Origin of the sequence: Binatus sp. (SeqCode), from assembly GCF_049584895.1 — a bacterium.
GTDB lineage: Bacteria > Desulfobacterota > Binatia > Binatales > Binataceae > Binatus.
Genome location: NZ_JBAUYR010000054.1, coordinates 1 through 18,684 on the forward strand (window position 1 = coordinate 1; position 18,684 = coordinate 18,684).

The following is an 18,684-nucleotide window of genomic DNA, read 5'->3' on the forward strand; positions in this document are numbered from 1 at the left end:
GATCGGTCTCGGGACCCTTCTTGGCCTTGTAGGCGTGAATAGGTTCCTTGATGAAGCGGCGCATCAGGCTCTCGAGCGAGAAATCCGCGCCCTCGAATTCCGTAGTGTGATGAATCGATCCGGTCGGGCACGGCTCGCTGCAAAGCCCGCAGTACATGCACTTTGCGATGTCGATGTCGAACTGCGACAGCAGCATCTGGCGCGTCTGCGGATCCTTGTCGACCACGATTACGATGCAATCGATCGGGCAGGCGCGCTCGCACGCCAGGCATCCGGTGCAGATTTCGAGATCGACTTCCAGGATTCCGCGATAACGAAACGGCAGCGTGTCCTGCACGCGCACCGGCATCCGGTCCGGATACTGGACCGTGTACGGCTTGCGCATGAAATGCGACGCCGTCACCGCCATGCCCTCGAAGATGCTCGTGACTGCGTCTTTAATATTTCCTACGTATTCCGAAACCGCGCTCATCAATAGCCTCTATATAGTCGGATTGAAGTATACTTCCATCCGCGAACGCCTGAGATAGTATATTACCCGCTGAGTGAATACTGCGCCGAGCCCGAGCGCCGCGGCCAACATGATATAGCCCATTATGGTAGTGCCATCGGGCCAAATGGCTACCCACACCGCGGTTCCGATCATATTCACAAACGAAATCGGCACGAAGTATTTCCAGCAAAGCGTCATTAGCTGATCGATACGCACTCGCGGCAGGGTCGCGCGTATCCACATCGACACGAACACCAGGAATAGTACTTTAACGTTGAAGGTAATCGCCTCAAGTATATTCATCGCGACTACGCTTTTCGTCACGTGCGGGAACTGCCAGCCGCCGAGGAACAGGGTCGCGATGATCGCGCCGATGATGAACAGGTTTCCCCATTCGGCCATGAAGAAAAACAGGTAGCGCATGCCGCTATACTCAGTCGCGAAACCCGCGACCAATTCGGACTCGGCCTCGGGCAAATCGAACGGAGTGCGATTACCCTCGGCTAGCGCAGATATATAGAGGATGTTCGCCGCGACGAAGGTGAATGGATTCGCGAACAGGAACCAATGCTGGGGAGCCCAGCCCTGCGCGCGGATGATTCCCTGCATCGACAAAGTGCCGGTCATCAGCACGACGGGAAAAATCGAGAGCCCGGCCGGTATTTCGTAACTGACTATTTGCGCCGCCGAGCGGATTCCGCCGATCAGCGACCACTTGTCATTCGAGGCCCATCCCGCCATCAACACGCCGACGACGGTGAGCGCAGTGACCGACGTCATATAGAGGATGCCGACGTTGAGGTCAGCGAGAATCAGCGACGACGAGAACGGCATCACCGCCCACGGCAGGGTGAACGCGAGCATCACCAGGTACGGCGCCATCTTGAACAGGGGGGCGTCGGACTCGTCGGGAATGATGTCTTCCTTGCAGACGTGTTTGACGCCGTCAGCCAGCCACTGCAGGAAGCCCTGCGGTCCGACGCGGTTGGGACCGACGCGCGACTGGATTCGCGCCCACACGCGGCGCTCGGCCCAGCTCACGATTCCCGCAAACGGAAATGCGACGCCGAGGAAGACCACCGCGCTCATCACGAACACGACGATCGCGGCGACCAGGTGCGGCGAGGCGCTCTTGCCGAACGCGCCCGACGCGATCAGATTTTTTACCAACGTGTCCATCGAGGATTAACGATCGATCTCCGGCGCTATCACGTCCAGGCTTGCGATAAGAGTGACCAGGTCCGCGATCATCAGTCCCGCGCTGAGCTTCTGAATGATTCCCATCGCCGCGAACGACCCTGTCCGGACGTGCACTCGCCACGGATATCCGGTGCCGTCGCTCACGACGTACCATCCCATGTCGCCGCGTCCGCTCTCGAGCCGAATCTGGCATTCACCGGCAGGCGGCTTGAAATTGCGCGCGACTTTCGCGAGCACCGGGCCGCCCGGAATCTTCTGCAGCGCCTGCCGCAGAATTTTCGACGACTCCGCCATCTCGCGAATCCGCACGACGTAGCGATCCATCGAGTCGCCGAGCTTGCCCCAATGGCCGTCGCCGATCGGCACGTCGAATTCAAACTCGGGGTACACCGAATAGGGGATGTCCTTGCGGATGTCCCACTTGATTCCGCACGCGCGCAGGTTCGGCCCGACCAGGTTGTAATTGATCGCTTCCGCGGGCGTGATCACGCCGACGTTCGCAAGTCGCTCGATATAAATTTTGTTCCACGAAATGAGCGCGTTGTATTCCTCGAGGATCGGATCGAAATGATCGAGGTACGCGAGCGCCTTCTCACGCCATCCGGGCGGCAGGTCCCACGCCACGCCGCCGATTCGCATGTAGTTGAACGTGAGCCGCGCGCCGCACAGCTCTTCGATCAAGTCGTTGATCATCTCGCGCTCGCGGATCGCATGGGTGAACGGCGTCACCGCGCCGATATCCATCGCCATTGCACCGACCGAGAGCAGATGCGACGCGAGTCGATTGAACTCCGCCGCGATCACGCGACAGTACTCGCCGCGATGGGGCACTTCGATTCCCGCGAGCTTCTCACACGCCATGCCCCAACCCTGGTTGGTGAACATCGCGCATACGTAATCGACGCGATCGGTGTACGGCATAAAGCCGTGGTAGCCGACCTTTTCCGCAATCTTCTCGATCGATCGATGCAGGTAGCCGACGTCCGGGATCGCCTCGCGCATCACCTCGCCGTCGGCCCGCACCACGAAGCGCAGCACGCCGTGCGTCGACGGATGCTGCGGGCCCATGTTGAGCGTCATTTCTTCGGTGTGCAGCGTGCTCATTTCTTTTTGGTGTCGAGCCGGATTATCGGGCTCTCCCTGACGGTTGAAATTCCGTGGTATTCGGCGGGCTCGACGAAATCTTTGCGCTGCGGATGACCGATCCAATCCTCCGGCATCAGGATTCGCCGCATGTCGCTATGTCCTTCGAAATTCACGCCGATCAGATCAAAAATTTCGCGCTCCATCCAGTTCGCCGATTTCCACACGCCCTCGAGCGTCGCGATGCTTGGGTTGTCGCGAGGCAGCTTCACCTTCAACACCGCGCCGTGCCGCTTCGAGTAAGAGAACAGGTGATAGACCACCTCGATGCGGTCTTTGTAGTCGACCCCGGTCTCGTTGGATAGGCAGTCCATCGCGAGCTCGGGATCCTCGTTCATGAACTTCCCGATCTCGACGATAGCTTTTGGGTCAACGACCACGAATGGATCGGGCTTCTTCTCGGAAGTTTCCAGCACGCGGTCGCCGAACTTGTTCTTGACCCGTTCGAGTATTTGAAGCGACTCCATCGTTTCAGGCAGCGGCCACCTGCTTGCCATTGCCGTTGCCGTTGGGCGAGCGCACCAACCACCGCTCAGTCATCATCTTCTCCTGCAATTTGAGCAGGCCTTCGGTCAGCGCTTCGGGACGCGGCGGGCATCCTGGAACGTACACATCGACTGGCAGAATCTTGTCGACGCCGTCGCAGACCGAGTAGGCGAGCTGGAAGAGTCCGCCGCAGCTGGCGCACGAACCCATCGAGATGACGTACTTCGGGTCGGGCATCTGATCGTAAAGCAGCCGCGTGCGCAACGCCATTTTCAAAGTCAGCGTGCCTGCAACTATCATCAAATCAGACTGGCGCGCGGACGCGCGCGGCGTCGCGCCGAAACGATCGATATCAGCGCGCGGGCCGCCCGTATGCATCAGCTCAATCGCGCAGCAAGCCAGGCCGAACAGCATGTACCAGATGCTCGATTTGCGCATCCAGTTCAGCAGTTCGTCCGTCTTGGTGGTCAAGACGTAATCGGGAAGTGTGTTCAACAGGGGCATAAGACAAACCTCAGTCTTCGACCGGTACTTTTTTGATCCATTCGAGGTCGTGCTTGACCCAAACGTAAACCAGGCCGACGAACAGGATCAGCAGAAAAATTAAAATCTCGCTGAGTGCGTAGAGGCGACGTCCCGAGCGCACCCAGTCGAGGTAAACGGCAGCGATCGGATATACGAACGCGACTTCGACCTCGAACACCACGAAAATCAGAGCAATCAGGTAGAAGCGAACGTTGAAATTAATCCAGGCGCGGCCGGTCGGCGGCTCACCGCATTCGTAGGGGATCAGCTTGCGATCATACGGATTTTGCGGCGCGAGCAGCTTCTGCAGCCCGAACATCAGCGCCACGAAGCCGATCCCGATGATCGTAAGGGCGAGAGGCACGCCAAAATTAAGATACATATGATGTTACCGAGTCCTGATTAGTTGGACTGGGCCAAGCTGTCAAGAAGGATCGCTTCATCGGTGGATGTTTTCGGTTAAGCAAGGCTTAATTCAAATCAACGCGATGCTAATTTATTTGTGCTCCTTCAGCAGCGACTTCAATGCCGGCTCCTCAAGCCACGCGCCATGTCCGTCCGGACAGGCATGCAGGTGAACCCCGTTCTCGGTCCTCGCGACCAGAACCTGCTTACATTTCGGACAAACGTGATCGTGCAATCGCTCGCGCATCTTCTCGAGCAACTCTTCGTCGCGCTGCCGAGCCCACTGATTTTCCCGCGCCGCCTCGACGTCGTGCAGCTTCCCGCCCAGCCGGTTCTTTTCATCCGCCATATCCCGCCCTCAGGTCATCTCCTTGATCAGCCTGCCACTGCGTGCTTTTTCGACGGTCGCCTCGAACTTCGAGCCAAGATCGACGCCCATCTCCTTGGCGCGTTTCTTTGCCCACAGTCCAACGTTGCGCGAGTCGCGATAGAAGGAGTCATCGCGCGGCTTGGACGCGTCGAAACTCGCAAGCCTCGACGACTCGCTCTCGACTACCGCGAACGACGACATGACGCGCCGCAACCGCGCCGATTTGCACTGAGGACAGCCGAGACGCTCGCGCCGTCGCGACGAGCCCATCACCACGTGCGAACTCACGAGCCCGCATCGCGCGCATTCGTACTCAAAAATCGGCATCGGATCTAAAGAATATCCTGCCGCAGCACAGCCCGCAATTCAGCCCAGCGCGGGCGGGAATCGAAGGCGGGGCTGCGCGCCCCACACCCCCGGCAGGGGTGACCCCTGCACCCAGTATTAAGAAAAGAGAAGATGCGGCCTTACGGCCTCTTAGAACTATTTCAGGGAGAAAGGTCGAGGTGTACTGGCGCCGCTGGACACGAGTCCGCTTCGCGTCCTCGCGCCCAAACTTCCTAACAGGGCGTCAGCCCGCATCCGGCTTTGCGAATACTGGGTGCAGGGGTCACCCCTGCCGCGGGTGCGGGGCGCGCAGCCCCGCGTTTCACTTCCGCCAGGTTTCCCGGATGTCGAGCACTGGCTTTGCCAATGGGTTGCCAACCATGAAGAGCAGCCCGACCGCGCCGACCGCAAGCCCGCATCCAAGCCACCAAATCGAGCGGTATTCGATGCCGAGCGCGAGCATCGCAAGTGCCCAAATCGGGATGATGAGCGAGACGACGAAGCGCATCAGCGCACTAATCGCATGTTCAGCTTGTTCAGTGCGGTCGGCCATCGCCTTCTATTTAGCGGCTTCGGGCGCAATTTCAAATAGCGCGGGAGGGCCACCGCCACCGATTAAATTGGACTTCGCGACGAGTTTGAGGCGCGCGCGATAATCAGACGTCATCGCGTCCAACTCGCGCGGGGTCGCGAACAGATAGGCGCACTTCGGATTCGTGAGATCGGGAACCGCTCCGCCGTAGTAATACGAGAGCTCGTAGTTGATGCCGTTCGGGATGCATAGCTGATCGCCTTTGACGTGATCGGCGACGATCGGAACAAAACTCTTCACGCTGCGCATTTCGGCGAGACGGATTCGCATCGTCATGGTCCAGAACAGACAAAGAACGAGTGCGGTGAGAGCGAACGCAAGGCCGGTTCCAAGAGCACTACGGCGGGGCCGCCTGCTCAGGATGAATCCTTCGATAGTCACGGCGATCAACCAAACGTCGAACAGATCGGAGACGGGACTCGCCCAGCGCACGGACTTGAAGAGTGCGAAGTAGGCAGAGTCGCTCGACTGAAGGGTTACATTCGGCGTGTGGTCGCGGAAAAACGCGAGGTAAAGAATTGCGACGATCGGGGCGAGGACGAACGCTGCAACGATTACGTCGCGCAGCTTCGCGGCGGCGCCGCGAACCTCCAGCGTGAACACCGATGCGCATAGAATCGCTATTCCTGGTAGCGCAGGCAGGATGTAGTCGTCGCGCTTGACGCTCGCGATTGAGAAAAACAGCAGCACCGCGAGCGACATGCTGATTTGGTAGATCACCGGGCGGCGCTTCTCGACAGAGATCTCGCCGGTGTAGAAGGCTAGCGCTGCCGGCAGAATCAGCAGCGTCAACGGGAAAGCGCCGCCGAGTAATCGCGCGGCGATAAAATAGAAGGGGCGATAGCTTTCGCCCGTGCCGCCGAGTCGTGCCGGCATGAAGTGCCCGAAATTCTCGGCGAAAATAATCCTCACGATCTTGTGGCCGCCGACGACCGCGGCGGGCACGTACCAAATTGCGCCGATCGCGACCGCAATCGCGACGACTTGCCAGGGCCATCGATGTCGCAGAATCGCGATTGGATTGCGCCGCTCGATCAGCAGATAGATCGACGCGGCGAGAGCGCACAGCACGATCGCAATCGGACCCTTGGTCAAAATTCCCAGCCCAAGGATCACGCCCACGAATATTTTCCTGCGCGTCGAGACAGGCGATTCTGCGGCAGGTGCCTCGAGCATAGGATAAATCGCCGAGTACGCGGCGAACAGCAGCAACGTCAGTAGCATGTCGGTCAGCGCTTCGGTTGCGCGCGACGCGAATCCGTAGGTGCCCATTAAAAGCAGGAACGCGAGCCATCCTTCGGAGGTGCCGACATTCCCGACCGTCCATGCGAGGACACTCACCGCGAGCACGGTGCCTGCTACGACAGAAATGGCGCGTGCGCGGACTTCGTCGACGATACCGCCGCTGGCCTTTGTGATGATTGCGGAGAGCCAATAGAACAGGGGAGGTTTGCGATCGGTATAGCCGTACGCGTCGGCGGGAATCAGGCAGTGGCCGTCGCGGACGATGCTTTGAATCCATTCGGCGGATTGCGGCTCCGCATCTTTTTGAAACGGCGCGCTGATTCCCTGCGCTAGAACGATGAAGGCGAACAACGCTGCGAGCGCGAGCGTCGCGAGACGCGTGAACGCGCGGCGCGGATTCGCAAGAATATCAACTTGCGCGAGAGTCACGGACGGCGGGCCGTCGCGATCGGATCGAGCCACAGATGCTGGATGCCGCCCGCAGGATCGTACCGCGCCACTTGCATCGAAGCGGCGTTGTGCGCGTAGCCAATTCTGCCGCGACCGTCGACCAGGATTATTCCCGCCTCCGCGCCGGTCGCGTCGATCATCTCGGCGATCGCCTCGCGCGCGACGACCTTGGGGGTGCTGTCTGCGAGCGCCAGGACCGCCTCGCGGCAGAGCGCGGTCAGGATGATCGCCTCGCCCTGCCCCGTCGCCGAGGCCGCCCCGAGTGCGTGTGCGAAGGTTCCCGCGCCAATCAGAGCGGAGTCTCCCACGCGTCCGAAGAGTTTGCCGGGGACGCCGCCGGTCGAGGTCGCGGCCGCGATCGCGCCGTGCACATCGACGGCAGCCGCGCCGACTGTGCCGTGGCCCATCGCGGCGCGCGCGGCGGCCTCGGCTTCGAGCATCCCAGTCTGCTCCTTTCGCACGCGCCATCGCTCGCGCGCGCGCTCGGTGATCATTTCCTCGGGCCGGACGAGCCGGATACCGACCTTTCGCGCGAAATTTTCCGCGCCGTGTCCCGCCATCAGGATGTGCGGCGAATGCTCCATCACGGCGCGCGCGAGCATGATTGGATTTCGCACGCGGCTGACCACGGCAACGGCGCCGGCTGACACGCTGTAGTCGGCGTCGTGGGAATGAGTTCGATCAGAACGTTTGCCGCTACGTTTGGAGGCCGAAAAAACAGGCTCGGCGAACATCACAGAGGCGTCCATTTCGACGTTGCCTTCGGAGTTGAGCAGCGAGCCGTAGCCGGCGTTGAACAGCGGATGATCCTCGAGCGCGACAACCGTCGCGACGACGGCTTCGAGTGCGGTGCCCTTGGCGCGCAGAATGCCGGCGCCCAGGCGTATCGCGGCCATCATCCCGCGGCGGCGCTCCGGGCGCTCGGCGCCAGGCCCCGCGTTTCCGGCACCGCCGTGCACGACGAGCGCGGGAAGATTGCGCGCGCGAGCCATTTTTAAGGTCCGGGACGGCGGCCCCAGATAAACAGCCGCTTGAAGTCGAACGTCATCGGGCCGGCAGTGCCGTAAGCCGCGTTGAGCCGCGTCGTCAACTGCGCCAGAAATTCGTCGTGACGATCGTTGGGCAGCGCGTCGAGGAAAGGCCGCAGCCCGGTCGATCGATACCATTGAACGACGTCGGCCGGGCGATCCATCGGATGGTGAAACGTCATGTGATAGCAGTCGATTCGATCGTAGCCGAGCCTCGCCAGCATCGCAGCGTAGAACTCCGGCGGCTCTTCGTGAAACGCGCGATCACGCCCGCCGAGCATCGAGTTCCAAGGCGCCTCGCGCGCGAGCCTGCCGATTTCCATCTTCGCGGTTTCGGTTTCGTTAGCCGGCATCTGCACCACGATCTTTCCGCCGGGGCGGAGCGCCTCGAAGCACGCGGCGAACAGAGCGCGATGGTCAGGGATCCATTGAAAGGTAGCGTTCGAGAAAATCAACGAGTATGCGCGATCGGCGCGAAATTCAGGGACATTGAGCAGCTCGAATGAGACACGACGCCTAAGCTCGGCGGGCTCGGCGTCGAGCAGTTTGCGCGCCGCCTCGATCATCGCGGGAGATCCATCGACGCCGAGCGCCGATCCATGCTTACTGCGTCGCGCCAGTTCGAGCGTATTCTCACCCGACCCGCACCCGAGGTCGATGATTTTTTCGTCATCGCCGAGTTGCAGCCGCGACAAAATATGTCGGACGGGTTCCGCGCGATATCGACGAAAGCGGTTGTAGAGTTCAGGATCCCAATCAGCCATGAGCGTCGCCCTGCCCCGCAGCATAAGTGGCAAGTGCAACGCTCACAAGCACGGATCACGCGAAGAGTCGGCGAGGGAAATCGGTTTTCGCATACGCCGGACGGTGACGCGAATAATCCTGCGAACGCTTGCGGTGGTGTCGGTAATCGTGCACAAGCATAGCAGATGAGTGATCCTTCCGAGTCTCAGCCGTCGGTGCCGAAGCGCAGGCCGCGGCGCATTTTTGGCACCGGCGCAATCCTGCTGAGCATTCCGATCATTCTTTGGATGGGGGCAGCATTTTTCGTCTCACGATCGATGATGTACCCGGAGTTCCTGCGGCGCGGGGGGCAGGACGTTTTCGGACAGCATGTTCCGCCGTTCAAGCGGGGCTCCATGACGGACATTCAAACCGCGCTCGGAGTCGAGCCGGAGCGCCTGGACTGCGGCGTGGTCGAAGAGGACGGATTCCGCCATCATCAGGTCAGCGTGACCGGATGGTATTTCCCGGGCAAGCGGCGCGAAGTCGTGGTGTTCGTGCCGGCGGCGGGAGCGCCGGAAACGGCGATGATCCCGTACGCCAAATTTCTGCTGGACGCCGGCTATACCGTGGTCGCGGCTTACAGCTCCAACGATCCGAGTTACGGAATCAACTGGGGGATGCTGAAGCGCAAATTCGCGCTGGCGACTGCGCGTACGTTGATGGACGACGGCTTTACGAATATTGCCGCGCTTGGAATCGGGGAAGGCGCCGCCGGTGTGATCATGGCGCAGGCCGAACAGCCGGTTTTCACCGCGATCGTCGCCGACAGTTCCTACGCGAACCTCGAGCAGCTCTTCATGCGCAGCCCGTCGATGACGCGGCTCAATCCTGCGTTCGTCAAAACTGTGATGTGGGAAGCGCAATTGTGGTTCGGACGGCCGCTGGACAAGATCTCGCCCGCGACGGACGCGGGCAACCTGGGCGCTTGCTCGTTGCTCATCATTCAGGATAGCGACGATCAGATGACGCCGCTCGCGGACGGCAAGGCGCTACTCGACGCCGCAGGTTTCAACGCGCAAATGTGGACGGTGCCGGCGGGCGGTCATGGCGACGCAATCTTCGAGGACCCGAAGGGCTATGCCGCGCGCGTCGTCAAATTCCTCGACGCGAGTTTCAATATTGAACCGCCTGCCGCCAAGCCTAAGGGGCATTGAACCTAATCCCTAGCCCCTTCCCTTATGTGGGAAGGGTGACCAGAGGTTTAGTTTTATGCACGACAGCTACATCCGCGGCTGGCTTAGATCGACCAGCAGCGTGTTCTTGAGGCGGTCGAAAAGTTCGTCGACGTTCCACGGGCCGTTGTTGTAGAGCACCTTATCGGGCGCGATGTGACGATAGCGCATGATGCGGAAGCCCGACGCGCCGAAGCATTGGCCGGTGACATTCGCGGCGTCGTCGCTGGCCAGAAACACCACGATCGGCGCGACGTTGGCGGGATCGCGTGGCGTGCCTTCGACCTTGTCGGACTGCGGGATTCCCGTCGCGCCCGGCATCCGGCCCGCGGGGATCGTGTCGGTCATGCGCGTTGACGCGCCCGGCATGATCGCATTCACCGTGATTCCGTATTTGTGCAGCGAGTTCGCACTCGAGTACGTCAGCCCCAGGATTCCCGCTTTCGCCGCCGCGTAATTCGGCTGGCCGGGACTACCGAGCGCCGAGTTCGACGAGAAGTTGATGATCCTGCCGTACTTGCGCTCGCGCATATGCGCCGACGCCGGCTTCATCGTGCAGTAGTGCCCCTTCAGGTGCACCCTGATCACGTCGTCCCATTCCTGTTCCGACATGTTGAAGATCATGCGGTCGCGCAGAATGCCGGCAACGTTCACGAGGATGTCGAGCTTGCCGAATTCTTTGATCGCCTGGTTGACGAGTCCCTCGCCGCCTTCGACGGTGGCGATATCCATATGATTGGAGACTGCGCTGCCGCCTGCGCCCTTGATTTCCTTCACCACATCGTCGGCGGGCGATTGCGTCTCTTTCTGCCCCGCGACCGTGACGCCTAGATCGTTGACTACAACTGCGCATCCCTGCGCGGCGAATGCCCTCGCGATGCCGCGGCCGATGCCGCGACCACCGCCGGTGATGGCGGCTACTTTTCCGTCGAGCTTGCCCATCGCTCAATTCTCCCTTGCGGCGTAATGCCGGAATCCAAACGCGCTGAGCGTTTTGGTTCGTGTGATAGAGCGCTTATACCGCAAAACTCGGCGAACGGAACAGACGCGCCATCGACGCTGTCAGCGCGTCACTTTCCTACGTGTTCGCTGTATGGATTCGAGAAGACATATTCTCTGACGTAACCGTCGGTCGTCATCCTGCCCACTCTGCCGTTGGGTTCGGTGAACCACAGCGTGCCGTCAGGAGCGGCCGTGATGAATGTAGCCATCGACTTCGCGGGCATCGGAAACGCCGTAAACTCACCGCCCGGGGTAACGCGATAGATCACTTGCGCGCGAATCACAGTGACCCAGAGATTCTTGTCGACACTCGACGTGATTCCAAGCGGCACGCCGGCGGCTGGCAGCGAGAACTCGGTGACGAAACCGTCGGGCGTGATTCTGCCGATCTTTCCGGCCTGCGGCTGCGTGAACCATACGCTCCCGTCGGAGCCGAGAGTCATCATCGCGGGTTGACCGTGAGGCGTCAGGATTTGAAATTCCTTCACGTTGCCCGAAGTCGTGACGCGTGCGATGCGATCCACGGTGTCCTCGGCAACCCACAGATTGCGGTCGCTGCCGGTGACTATCTCAGCCGGTCCAGTGCCCTTGGGCAAATTGATCTCGCTCAGAGTGCCGGTCGTGGTGAGCCGTCCGATGCGATTGCCCGAATGCTCGGTGAACCAGAGATTTCCGTCGGGGCCGGCGGTGATACCAGCCGGCCCGCTATCCGAATGAGGCAACGTGACGTACGCGATTTTTCCATCGGGCGCGACGCGGCCAATTCGGTTGCCGACCGTGTCGGTGAACCACACTGCGCCGTCGGGGCCCGCGGTTATTCGCTCGGCGAATCCGTCGGGATCGATCGGGAATCGCTTGGTGGCGCCGTACGGAGTCATCCGCCCGATGCCGTCGCCCTGGAACTCGGTGAACCACAAGTTGCCGTCGAGGCCCGCCGTGATTGCATAGGGCGCATGCGTGCCGATCGGCGCGCCGGTGGGAGTTGGCTTCGCGCCTGGAGTCGCCGCGGCCACTGCAGCCGCTTGGTTCAACGGCGCAGTTTGTCGGGACGCACATCCCTGCACGATCGCGATCGCGGCGGTGAGAACTAAGAATGCAAGCGCGCGGCTAATCGACCGAGGACTCAATTGACGATCCGATTTGCTCTCAATTCGGAAATCTCGTCCGTACCGAATCCGAACTCGCCGAGAATTTCGTCGGTGTGCTGCCCCAGGTCCGGAGGATGGCGCCATAGCTCGGGCTCGGTGCGCGAGAATCGCGCGGGCGATCGCACTGCGCGCACACGTCCAGCCCGCGGATGCTGGTATTCGAAGAAGGTCTCGTTCGCGACGAACTGCGGATCGTTCCAAATCGAGTCGTAGTCGTTGACCGGTCCACATGGAACGTCAGCCGCCTCGATACGCTCGAGCCAGTACGCCGAGGGCTGCGTCGGGAACAACGTGATCAGGCTTTTGATCGATCTCCGCACCCGGTCCGGCCGCGGCTCGTCGCCCTCGAACCATTCCGGATGACCGACCGCCTTGAGAATCGCGGTCCAATGTTTGTCGGTCAGCGGGGCGATGGTGATGTAGCCGTCGGCCGTCTGAAACGGCTCGAGCGTGTTCATCGACGGCGCGATTCCAGCGTCGTGCGGCAGATAAGTGTGGCGCGACGCCGTGTCGGGCATCAGGTAGTAAGCGACCGCGTCGATCATCGCGATCTGGAGATGCTGTCCTTTCCCGCTGCGTTGCGACTCGTTGAGCGCGGCGAGGATCGAGATCGCCGCCGTCATCGCGGTAACTTTGTCGCCGAGAATATTTTTGACCGCGCGCGGCCGCCCCTGCGTGCGCTGCGACGTCATCACACCAGCCATCCCCTGGATAATCGGATCGTAGGCAGGCTTGTTCACCGACGGCCCGGAAAAACCGTAGCCGGCAATCGAGCAGTAAACAATTTTTGGGTTGCGCGCCACGACCGCCTCGTAGCCGACGCCCAGCCGATCGACGACTCCCGGGCGCACATTCTGCACCACGACATCCGCCTGTTCAGCCATCTTCAGGAACACGTCAGCGGCGCCAGGCTGCTTGAGGTCGAGCATCATCGCGCGCTTGTTGCGATTCCAGTTGAGGATAGCGACCGTAACCCCGCCACGCTCCCTGCCCGACAACATCCGCGACACGTCGCCATCTGGCGGCTCGATTTTAATCACGTCAGCGCCAAGGTCACCGAGCATCATGGTGCAGAACGGACCCGACACCACCATGCTCAAATCGAGTACGCGAATTCCTTCAAGTGGTCCCATCGACGCCTCCGGGAAAAAGCTCCCCCGAGCATTAGCGATCAAATCTCGCAGCCAAGTGATGCTTATAGTTCAACCCGGCGCTACCTCACAACTTAAGCGTTCTCCCTGATGCGAGACTTGCCGATTTTTTTGCAAGTCCCGAATCTTTCTTAATACTAAGGTGCAGGGGTTACCCCTGCCGAAGGAAGTGTGAAACCCACCGCGGGTTTCACATTAAATCAAGTGTGTGTTCTCAATCTTTGGGCGACGACTGCTTCAAGAGCGCGTCGATCCGCGCGGCGCGTTCGAGGCCGGGGTCGAATTCGAAATCAAGTTCTGGTGTGTATCGAAGGCCTAGCGACTTCCCGAGTTCGCGGCGGATGAAGCCGCTGGCGCTCTTGAAGCCGGCGATTGCGGCGGGTGCGCGCACGCTGCCTTCGAGATGCGAGAAGTAGACGCGGCCGTGGCGCAGGTCGTCGTCCATCCTGACGGCGGTGAGCGTGATTCCGCGCAGGCGCGGGTCGCGCAGATCGCGCACGAGCAGGCCCGATAGCTCTCTCAGCACGGCTTCCGCAACGCGTTCCGGTCTTCGACCTTCAGGCAATGTTTTTCACCCTTCACCGGTCTCAGTAGTTGATTATCTCGAGCTGCTCTTCGCCGAGCGGGACGAGGCCCAGCGAATCGATAAAGTTCACGACCTCGCGCAGCGCCTTGTCCACGAATGCGCGATCGCTGCCGACCTGCGCGATACCCAATTCGGCGCGCTGCCACATGTCGTGGTTGTCGGACTCTGCGATCGAGACGTTGAACTTGTTGCGGACGCGATCCTTGATCGCGCGCAGCACCTGCCGCTTGCCCTTGAGCGAATGATTCTCCGGCAGAAACAGGGTCAGTCGCATGATGCCGATGACCATAATACGCCCCCTCCGCCAACGCGCACGCGGCGCGCCCGGAACGATCAACCAACCTGCACTCTAAGGCTGAAGCTGCTTTTCGACCGCCGGCTGACCGCGCACGGACTGAGGAGTGGGCGCGGCGAGCTTGCGCAGAATCGCTTCCATCTCGAAGGCTTCGATAATGTCGTCGGGTTTCACGTCGTTGAAATTTTCAAGCGCGATACCGCATTCGTAGCCCTGCGCGACTTCGCGCGCATCGTCCTTGAAGCGCTTGAGCGTGGCGAGCTTGCCCTCCCACACCGGCCGGCCGTCGCGCACCAGCCGCGCGCGAGCGCTGCGCACAATCTTGCCGTCGACCACCATGCATCCCGCGACGGTGGCTCCCGGCACGTTGAAAATCTTGCGGACTTCCGCGCGGCCGAGCGCCTTCTCGCGGTAGGTCGGCGCGAGCAGACCTTCCATCGCCTCGCGCATGTCGTTGATCGCTTCGTAGATAACGGTGTAGAGGCGAATCTCGACGCCCTCTTTCTCAGCAAGGTTCGCAGCTTTCGGCTCGGGACGGATATTGAATCCGATAATGATGGCTTTGGAAGCCGACGCGAGCGTCACGTCGGTTTCTGAAATCGCGCCAGCTGAGGCGTGAATCACTTCGAGCTTCACTTCTTCAGTAGAGAGCCGCGCGAGCGCGTCGGCAAGCGCCTCGACCGAACCCTGCACGTCGCCCTTGAGGATCACCTTGAGTTCCTTGACCTCGCCTGCCGCGAGCCGCTGGCTTAAATCTTCGAGCGAGATGCGGCTGGTCTTGGTGAGTTCGCCTTCGCGCTGCTTGGAACGGCGATACTCGGCGACTTGCCGCGCCTTCGATTCCTCGACCACCGCAGTGAACACGGTGCCAGGCTCGGGAACGGTGGAGAGGCCGAAAATTTCGACCGGCGTCGACGGTCCAGCCTCGGTGAGACGCTGGCCGAGATGGTTCTGCATCGCGCGCACGCGTCCGTACGAAGTCCCGCTGACGAAAGGATCGCCCTGATGGAGCGTGCCTTCCTGAATGAGCACGGTGGCGACCGGGCCGCGTCCGCGATCGAGTTGCGATTCGACGATCGTGCCGCGCGCGGGTCGCGACGGATTGGCCTTCAGCTCCATCACGTCGGCTTGCAGCAGGATCATCTCGAGCAGCTTGTCGATTCCAGCGCCGGTGCGAGCCGACACGGGGACGGTTATGACGTCGCCGCCGTAATCTTCCGGCACCAGGCCAACCTGCGTAAGCCGCTGCTTGACGTTGTCTATATTTGCGTCGGGCAGATCGATCTTGTTAATCGCGACGATGATCGGAACCTTGGCTGCGCGAGCGTGATTGATCGCCTCCTGCGTCTGCGGCATCACGCCTTCGTTCGCTGCCACCACCAGCACGACGATGTCGGTGACCTTGGCGCCGCGCGCGCGCATCGCAGTGAACGCCTCGTGGCCGGGAGTATCGACGAACGCGATCGTGCGCCCGTTGGCCTCGACGGTGTACGCGCCGATGTGTTGCGTGATTCCGCCGAACTCGCGCGCCGTCACGTTGGTGTGGCGAATCGCGTCGAGCAGCGAGGTCTTGCCGTGATCGACGTGGCCCATCACGGTGACGACCGGCGGCCGCGTGACCATCTCGCCGACGACGGTTTCCTCGGGCGCCTCTTCGATCGCGGACTCGGCGTCGAAGGAGACGTTCTCGACACTGTAGCTGAACTCGCCCGCGAGCAGCGTGGCGGTGTCGACGTCGAGCACCTGGTTAAGCGTCGCCATCTGGCCGAGTTCCATCAATTTCTTGATTAGGTCGCCGGCCTTGACACCCATCGAGCGGCCGAGATCGCCAACTGTGACGCCCTCGGTGATTCGCACCACGCGCTTGGAGGCCTTGGGCGTGGTGATCTCGGTCTTGCGCTGTTCTTTGCCGGGAAGAGCGCGCCGTTTTTTCGGCACGCGCAGCCCGCGCATCTCCCGCTCGGCGGCGAGATCGGTACTGCCCTTCTTGACGACTTTCTTTTTCTTTATTCCGCCGCGGGCGCCGGGCTTGTTTGCAGCGAGCTGATCGGGCGTAAGCTGCGGCCCGCCGTCGGCTGGCTGCGCCGGCTGTTGTTGTTGCGGAGCGAAGCGTCCCGTGAGGCCGGGACGCGCACTCGGCGCGCCCGCGGCGGTTCGCGCGCCGGGCGACGCAGGCCGCGGCGGCGGAGCCTTGGGCCTGAGATCGATCTTGCCGAGGACCTTCGGTCCCTTCTGCCCGTCGTCCAGCGTCGGCCCCGTCTGAGAGCCGCGCGTCAGATTGATCGAGCCACGCTCCGTCGTTTCCGCCGGGCGCACGCGATCGGTCCGATAGCCAAAGCGCGACGACGGCGCCACCGGCGCGGCCGGAGGTGCCTCGGGCACGGGCGCCGCTTCGACGGCGACAGGTGCAGGCGCCGGCTCAGGCACGAATCGAGGCTCGGGCTCAGGCTCCTCATCCTTGATATGGACTGAAGCTTCGGGCGGATGAGCCTCGTAGTCGGCCTCGCCAATCTCTTCAATTTCGGGCTCAGGCCTTACGACGGGTGGCTCGGGCGCACGAGGCGGCTCGACGACTGGCGCCGGCTCATGGTTCCCCGTATCAAACATGACGGGAGTCTCAGCCTCCGCCGGTGAATCATTGAGAAACGGCGAGACGAAAGAATCGTCGCGGTTCTCTTCGACTTCGAAATGGAAAGGCGTGTCCGCACCGCCGGCGGGCGCGCCGCCTTCGGCATGACGCCGGCGCATTACGGTGGCGTTGAGGCGCTTCTCTAAAATCTTCCCGCTGCTCGTTTCGAGCACGGTTTCGCGGCGCAGAATCGTCGCACGATGCGCCTGGTCGTCGAGGTCAGCCTTCAGCCGGTCGGCCTCTTCGGGTGAGAGAAGACTCGACTCGGACTGGGTATGCCCGAGTTTCAGGCGGGCACATCCGGCGAGCAAATCCTCGACCGGGAATCCCCATTCAGTAGCAAGAGTTTTGATCCGCTTTCGCGCCATCCGAGTTATACTATTCGACCTTTGAGTTTCTATCCAGTCTGAGTTTTATTGCCGCCGCTATTTCAAGGCGCTCGGGGCGATCGATTTTCCGCCGGAGCGCACGAAATTCCTTAACCTTTAGACCGACGAACCGCTCGACGCATTCAACTTTCGGATGCAGGTAGCCGCCGCGCCCTGCCCTTCGTCCCTCGAAATCGACTTCAACGTGACCATTTACGACTGCAATTCTTACCATCGCCGCCTTCGCGTCGCGCTGCATACATCCAATGCAAGTACGCTCGGGCGGCTTTGCCAGTTATTTTTCTCCCGCATCTTCGGTGGCCGCCGCCGGCGCGGATTCTTCCGCGACGGTCTCACTGGCCGCCTCGGCACCTTCCGCTTCGGTGGCTGCCGCTAGTTCGGTCGCCGCCTGCGCCGCTTCTGCGGCAGCCTCGGCCGCAGCCGCGGCTTTTTCGGCAGCGGCTGCCTTCTTACTCGCGACGTGATCGCGCGCCGCGTTGATTATCTGAGTCGCGCGCTCGGCGCTGATTCCCTCGACATCGAACGCCGTCTCGTCAGCCTCCGACAGTTGCTCCGCCGATCGGAAGCCCCACTGGTAGAGCAGTTCCGCGTTGATATCGCCGATGCCCGGAATCGCGTTGAGCGACGCGCGCGCCGATCGGGCCTCTTCTTCGGCCTCCGCCTCGCTGCGCACGTCGAGCTTCCATCCGGTCAGACGATGCGCCAGCCGCACGTTCTGGCCGCGCTTGCCAATCGCCAGCGACAGTTGATCGTCGGGGACGATCACTTCCATCGCATGCTCGTCCTCGTCGATTATGACCTTCGAGACTTTCGCCGGAGCCAGCGCGCGGCATACCAGCTCGGCCTGGTCGTCGGTCCACGGCACGATGTCGATCTTCTCGCCGCGCAATTCCTGCACGACGGATTGCACGCGCGTGCCCTTCATCCCGACGCATGCGCCGACCGGATCGACGTCCGAATCTTTCGAGTAAACCGCAACTTTGGCGCGTCCACCCGGCTCGCGCGCGCTCTGTCGAATCTCGACGATGCCCTCGTAAATCTCGGGCACCTCCTGTTCGAACAGCTTCATCAAAAAGTCGTTCGAGGTGCGCGACAGGACAATCGACAATCCCTTCTCTGAAAGATCAACATCCAAAATCAGCGCGCGGATGCGATCGCCCTGGCGATAGCGCTCGTGCGGGATCTGCTCCTTCTCGGGCAGGATCGCCTCGGTGCGCCCGAGATTGACGATCATGTTCTTGCGCTCGAAGCGCTGCACGATT

The 18,684-nt window shown here is 61.4% G+C and carries 21 protein-coding genes; 1 reads left to right on the forward strand and 20 read right to left on the reverse strand.

Going from position 1 to position 18,684, the window contains the following annotated elements:
• The 12 genes from WB650_RS10430 to WB650_RS10485 form a co-directional block, all read right to left on the reverse strand.
• Positions 1–472: 4Fe-4S binding protein (locus WB650_RS10430; RefSeq protein ID WP_423960362.1), on the reverse strand; the 472-nt coding region annotated here is incomplete at its 3' end.
• 9 nt (positions 473–481) lie between these two features.
• Positions 482–1,672, reverse strand: a complete 1,191-nt coding sequence (nuoH, locus tag WB650_RS10435) for an NADH-quinone oxidoreductase subunit NuoH (protein WP_422303729.1) — start codon at positions 1,670–1,672, stop codon at positions 482–484.
• Positions 1,673–1,678: 6 nt separating this feature from the next.
• On the reverse strand, positions 1,679–2,797 hold the full coding sequence (locus tag WB650_RS10440; RefSeq protein WP_422303728.1) for an NADH-quinone oxidoreductase subunit D: 1,119 nt from the start codon (positions 2,795–2,797) through the stop codon (positions 1,679–1,681).
• The gene (locus tag WB650_RS10445; RefSeq protein ID WP_422303255.1) at positions 2,794–3,303 is read right to left on the reverse strand and encodes an NADH-quinone oxidoreductase subunit C; all 510 of its coding nucleotides are present in this window, start codon (positions 3,301–3,303) and stop codon (positions 2,794–2,796) included. The genes WB650_RS10440 and WB650_RS10445 overlap by 4 nt, the downstream gene beginning before the upstream one ends.
• A 4-nt stretch (positions 3,304–3,307) precedes the next feature.
• A complete protein-coding gene (locus WB650_RS10450) occupies positions 3,308–3,826 on the reverse strand; it encodes an NADH-quinone oxidoreductase subunit B (protein ID WP_422294686.1) in 519 nt (172 codons plus the stop codon).
• Between the two features lie 10 nt (positions 3,827–3,836).
• Positions 3,837–4,229 (reverse strand): NADH-quinone oxidoreductase subunit A, encoded by a 393-nt coding sequence (locus WB650_RS10455; protein ID WP_324095939.1) that lies wholly within the window; start codon positions 4,227–4,229, stop codon positions 3,837–3,839.
• Between the two features lie 114 nt (positions 4,230–4,343).
• Positions 4,344–4,601 carry a zf-TFIIB domain-containing protein gene (locus WB650_RS10460; protein ID WP_422303254.1) on the reverse strand — a complete coding sequence of 86 codons (258 nt, stop codon included), beginning with the start codon at positions 4,599–4,601 and terminating at the stop codon, positions 4,344–4,346.
• A 9-nt stretch (positions 4,602–4,610) separates the two neighbouring features.
• On the reverse strand, positions 4,611–4,949 hold the full coding sequence (locus WB650_RS10465; RefSeq protein WP_422303253.1) for an FmdB family zinc ribbon protein: 339 nt from the start codon (positions 4,947–4,949) through the stop codon (positions 4,611–4,613).
• 322 nt (positions 4,950–5,271) lie between these two features.
• Positions 5,272–5,502 carry a hypothetical protein gene (locus WB650_RS10470; protein WP_422302092.1) on the reverse strand — a complete coding sequence of 77 codons (231 nt, stop codon included), beginning with the start codon at positions 5,500–5,502 and terminating at the stop codon, positions 5,272–5,274.
• 6 nt (positions 5,503–5,508) lie between these two features.
• Positions 5,509–7,248 carry an ArnT family glycosyltransferase gene (locus WB650_RS10475; RefSeq protein WP_422302090.1) on the reverse strand — a complete coding sequence of 580 codons (1,740 nt, stop codon included), beginning with the start codon at positions 7,246–7,248 and terminating at the stop codon, positions 5,509–5,511.
• Positions 7,212–8,228, reverse strand: coding sequence for an isoaspartyl peptidase/L-asparaginase family protein (locus WB650_RS10480; RefSeq protein WP_422302088.1), 1,017 nt, complete (start codon positions 8,226–8,228; stop codon positions 7,212–7,214). The genes WB650_RS10475 and WB650_RS10480 overlap by 37 nt, the downstream gene beginning before the upstream one ends.
• Before the next feature lie 2 nt (positions 8,229–8,230).
• Positions 8,231–9,028 carry a methyltransferase domain-containing protein gene (locus WB650_RS10485; RefSeq protein WP_422302086.1) on the reverse strand — a complete coding sequence of 266 codons (798 nt, stop codon included), beginning with the start codon at positions 9,026–9,028 and terminating at the stop codon, positions 8,231–8,233.
• 165 nt (positions 9,029–9,193) lie between these two features.
• On the opposite strand from WB650_RS10485, the gene WB650_RS10490 reads away from it, so the two are divergent.
• Positions 9,194–10,204, forward strand: coding sequence for an alpha/beta hydrolase (locus WB650_RS10490; RefSeq protein ID WP_422302084.1), 1,011 nt, complete (start codon positions 9,194–9,196; stop codon positions 10,202–10,204).
• A gap of 66 nt (positions 10,205–10,270) precedes the next feature.
• Here the strand turns inward: WB650_RS10490 and WB650_RS10495 are convergent, their stop codons facing one another.
• The 8 genes from WB650_RS10495 to nusA all read right to left on the reverse strand — a co-directional run.
• Positions 10,271–11,164, reverse strand: a complete 894-nt coding sequence (locus tag WB650_RS10495) for an SDR family NAD(P)-dependent oxidoreductase (protein ID WP_422302082.1) — start codon at positions 11,162–11,164, stop codon at positions 10,271–10,273.
• A gap of 128 nt (positions 11,165–11,292) precedes the next feature.
• Positions 11,293–12,255: a virginiamycin B lyase family protein gene (locus WB650_RS10500; protein WP_422302080.1), complete on the reverse strand. Its 963-nt coding sequence runs from the start codon at positions 12,253–12,255 to the stop codon at positions 11,293–11,295.
• A 92-nt stretch (positions 12,256–12,347) separates the two neighbouring features.
• Entirely contained in the window at positions 12,348–13,505 is a 1,158-nt protein-coding gene (locus WB650_RS10505) for a CaiB/BaiF CoA transferase family protein (RefSeq protein WP_422302079.1), read from the reverse strand.
• A gap of 232 nt (positions 13,506–13,737) precedes the next feature.
• Complete coding sequence (rbfA, locus tag WB650_RS10510) at positions 13,738–14,088, reverse strand: 30S ribosome-binding factor RbfA (protein ID WP_422302077.1); 351 nt, start codon at positions 14,086–14,088, stop codon at positions 13,738–13,740.
• Between the two features lie 22 nt (positions 14,089–14,110).
• Entirely contained in the window at positions 14,111–14,383 is a 273-nt protein-coding gene (locus tag WB650_RS10515) for a DUF503 domain-containing protein (RefSeq protein WP_423960368.1), read from the reverse strand.
• A gap of 75 nt (positions 14,384–14,458) precedes the next feature.
• Positions 14,459–17,401: a translation initiation factor IF-2 gene (gene infB / locus WB650_RS10520; protein ID WP_423960369.1), complete on the reverse strand. Its 2,943-nt coding sequence runs from the start codon at positions 17,399–17,401 to the stop codon at positions 14,459–14,461.
• A gap of 10 nt (positions 17,402–17,411) precedes the next feature.
• The gene (locus WB650_RS10525; protein WP_423960373.1) at positions 17,412–17,696 is read right to left on the reverse strand and encodes a YlxR family protein; all 285 of its coding nucleotides are present in this window, start codon (positions 17,694–17,696) and stop codon (positions 17,412–17,414) included.
• The coding region (gene nusA / locus WB650_RS10530; protein ID WP_423960371.1) for a transcription termination factor NusA at positions 17,697–18,684 on the reverse strand (988 nt) is incomplete at its 5' end.

Excerpts from the sequence above, each read along its gene's own strand:
- WB650_RS10515 (WP_423960368.1), bottom strand. The coding sequence starts at position 14,383 with ATGCGACTGACCCTGTTTCTGCCGGAGAATCATTCGCTCAAGGGCAAG.
- nuoH (WP_422303729.1), bottom strand. The coding sequence starts at position 1,672 with ATGGACACGTTGGTAAAAAATCTGATCGCGTCGGGCGCGTTCGGCAAG.
- WB650_RS10440 (WP_422303728.1), bottom strand. The coding sequence starts at position 2,797 with ATGAGCACGCTGCACACCGAAGAAATGACGCTCAACATGGGCCCGCAG.
- WB650_RS10470 (WP_422302092.1), bottom strand. The coding sequence starts at position 5,502 with ATGGCCGACCGCACTGAACAAGCTGAACATGCGATTAGTGCGCTGATG.
- WB650_RS10505 (WP_422302079.1), bottom strand. The coding sequence starts at position 13,505 with ATGGGACCACTTGAAGGAATTCGCGTACTCGATTTGAGCATGGTGGTG.
- WB650_RS10485 (WP_422302086.1), bottom strand. The coding sequence starts at position 9,028 with ATGGCTGATTGGGATCCTGAACTCTACAACCGCTTTCGTCGATATCGC.
- WB650_RS10465 (WP_422303253.1), bottom strand. The coding sequence starts at position 4,949 with ATGCCGATTTTTGAGTACGAATGCGCGCGATGCGGGCTCGTGAGTTCG.
- WB650_RS10455 (WP_324095939.1), bottom strand. The coding sequence starts at position 4,229 with ATGTATCTTAATTTTGGCGTGCCTCTCGCCCTTACGATCATCGGGATC.
- WB650_RS10480 (WP_422302088.1), bottom strand. The coding sequence starts at position 8,228 with ATGGCTCGCGCGCGCAATCTTCCCGCGCTCGTCGTGCACGGCGGTGCC.
- WB650_RS10495 (WP_422302082.1), bottom strand. The coding sequence starts at position 11,164 with ATGGGCAAGCTCGACGGAAAAGTAGCCGCCATCACCGGCGGTGGTCGC.
- WB650_RS10450 (WP_422294686.1), bottom strand. The coding sequence starts at position 3,826 with ATGCCCCTGTTGAACACACTTCCCGATTACGTCTTGACCACCAAGACG.
- WB650_RS10490 (WP_422302084.1), top strand. The coding sequence starts at position 9,194 with ATGAGTGATCCTTCCGAGTCTCAGCCGTCGGTGCCGAAGCGCAGGCCG.
- infB (WP_423960369.1), bottom strand. The coding sequence starts at position 17,401 with ATGGCGCGAAAGCGGATCAAAACTCTTGCTACTGAATGGGGATTCCCG.
- WB650_RS10445 (WP_422303255.1), bottom strand. The coding sequence starts at position 3,303 with ATGGAGTCGCTTCAAATACTCGAACGGGTCAAGAACAAGTTCGGCGAC.
- WB650_RS10460 (WP_422303254.1), bottom strand. The coding sequence starts at position 4,601 with ATGGCGGATGAAAAGAACCGGCTGGGCGGGAAGCTGCACGACGTCGAG.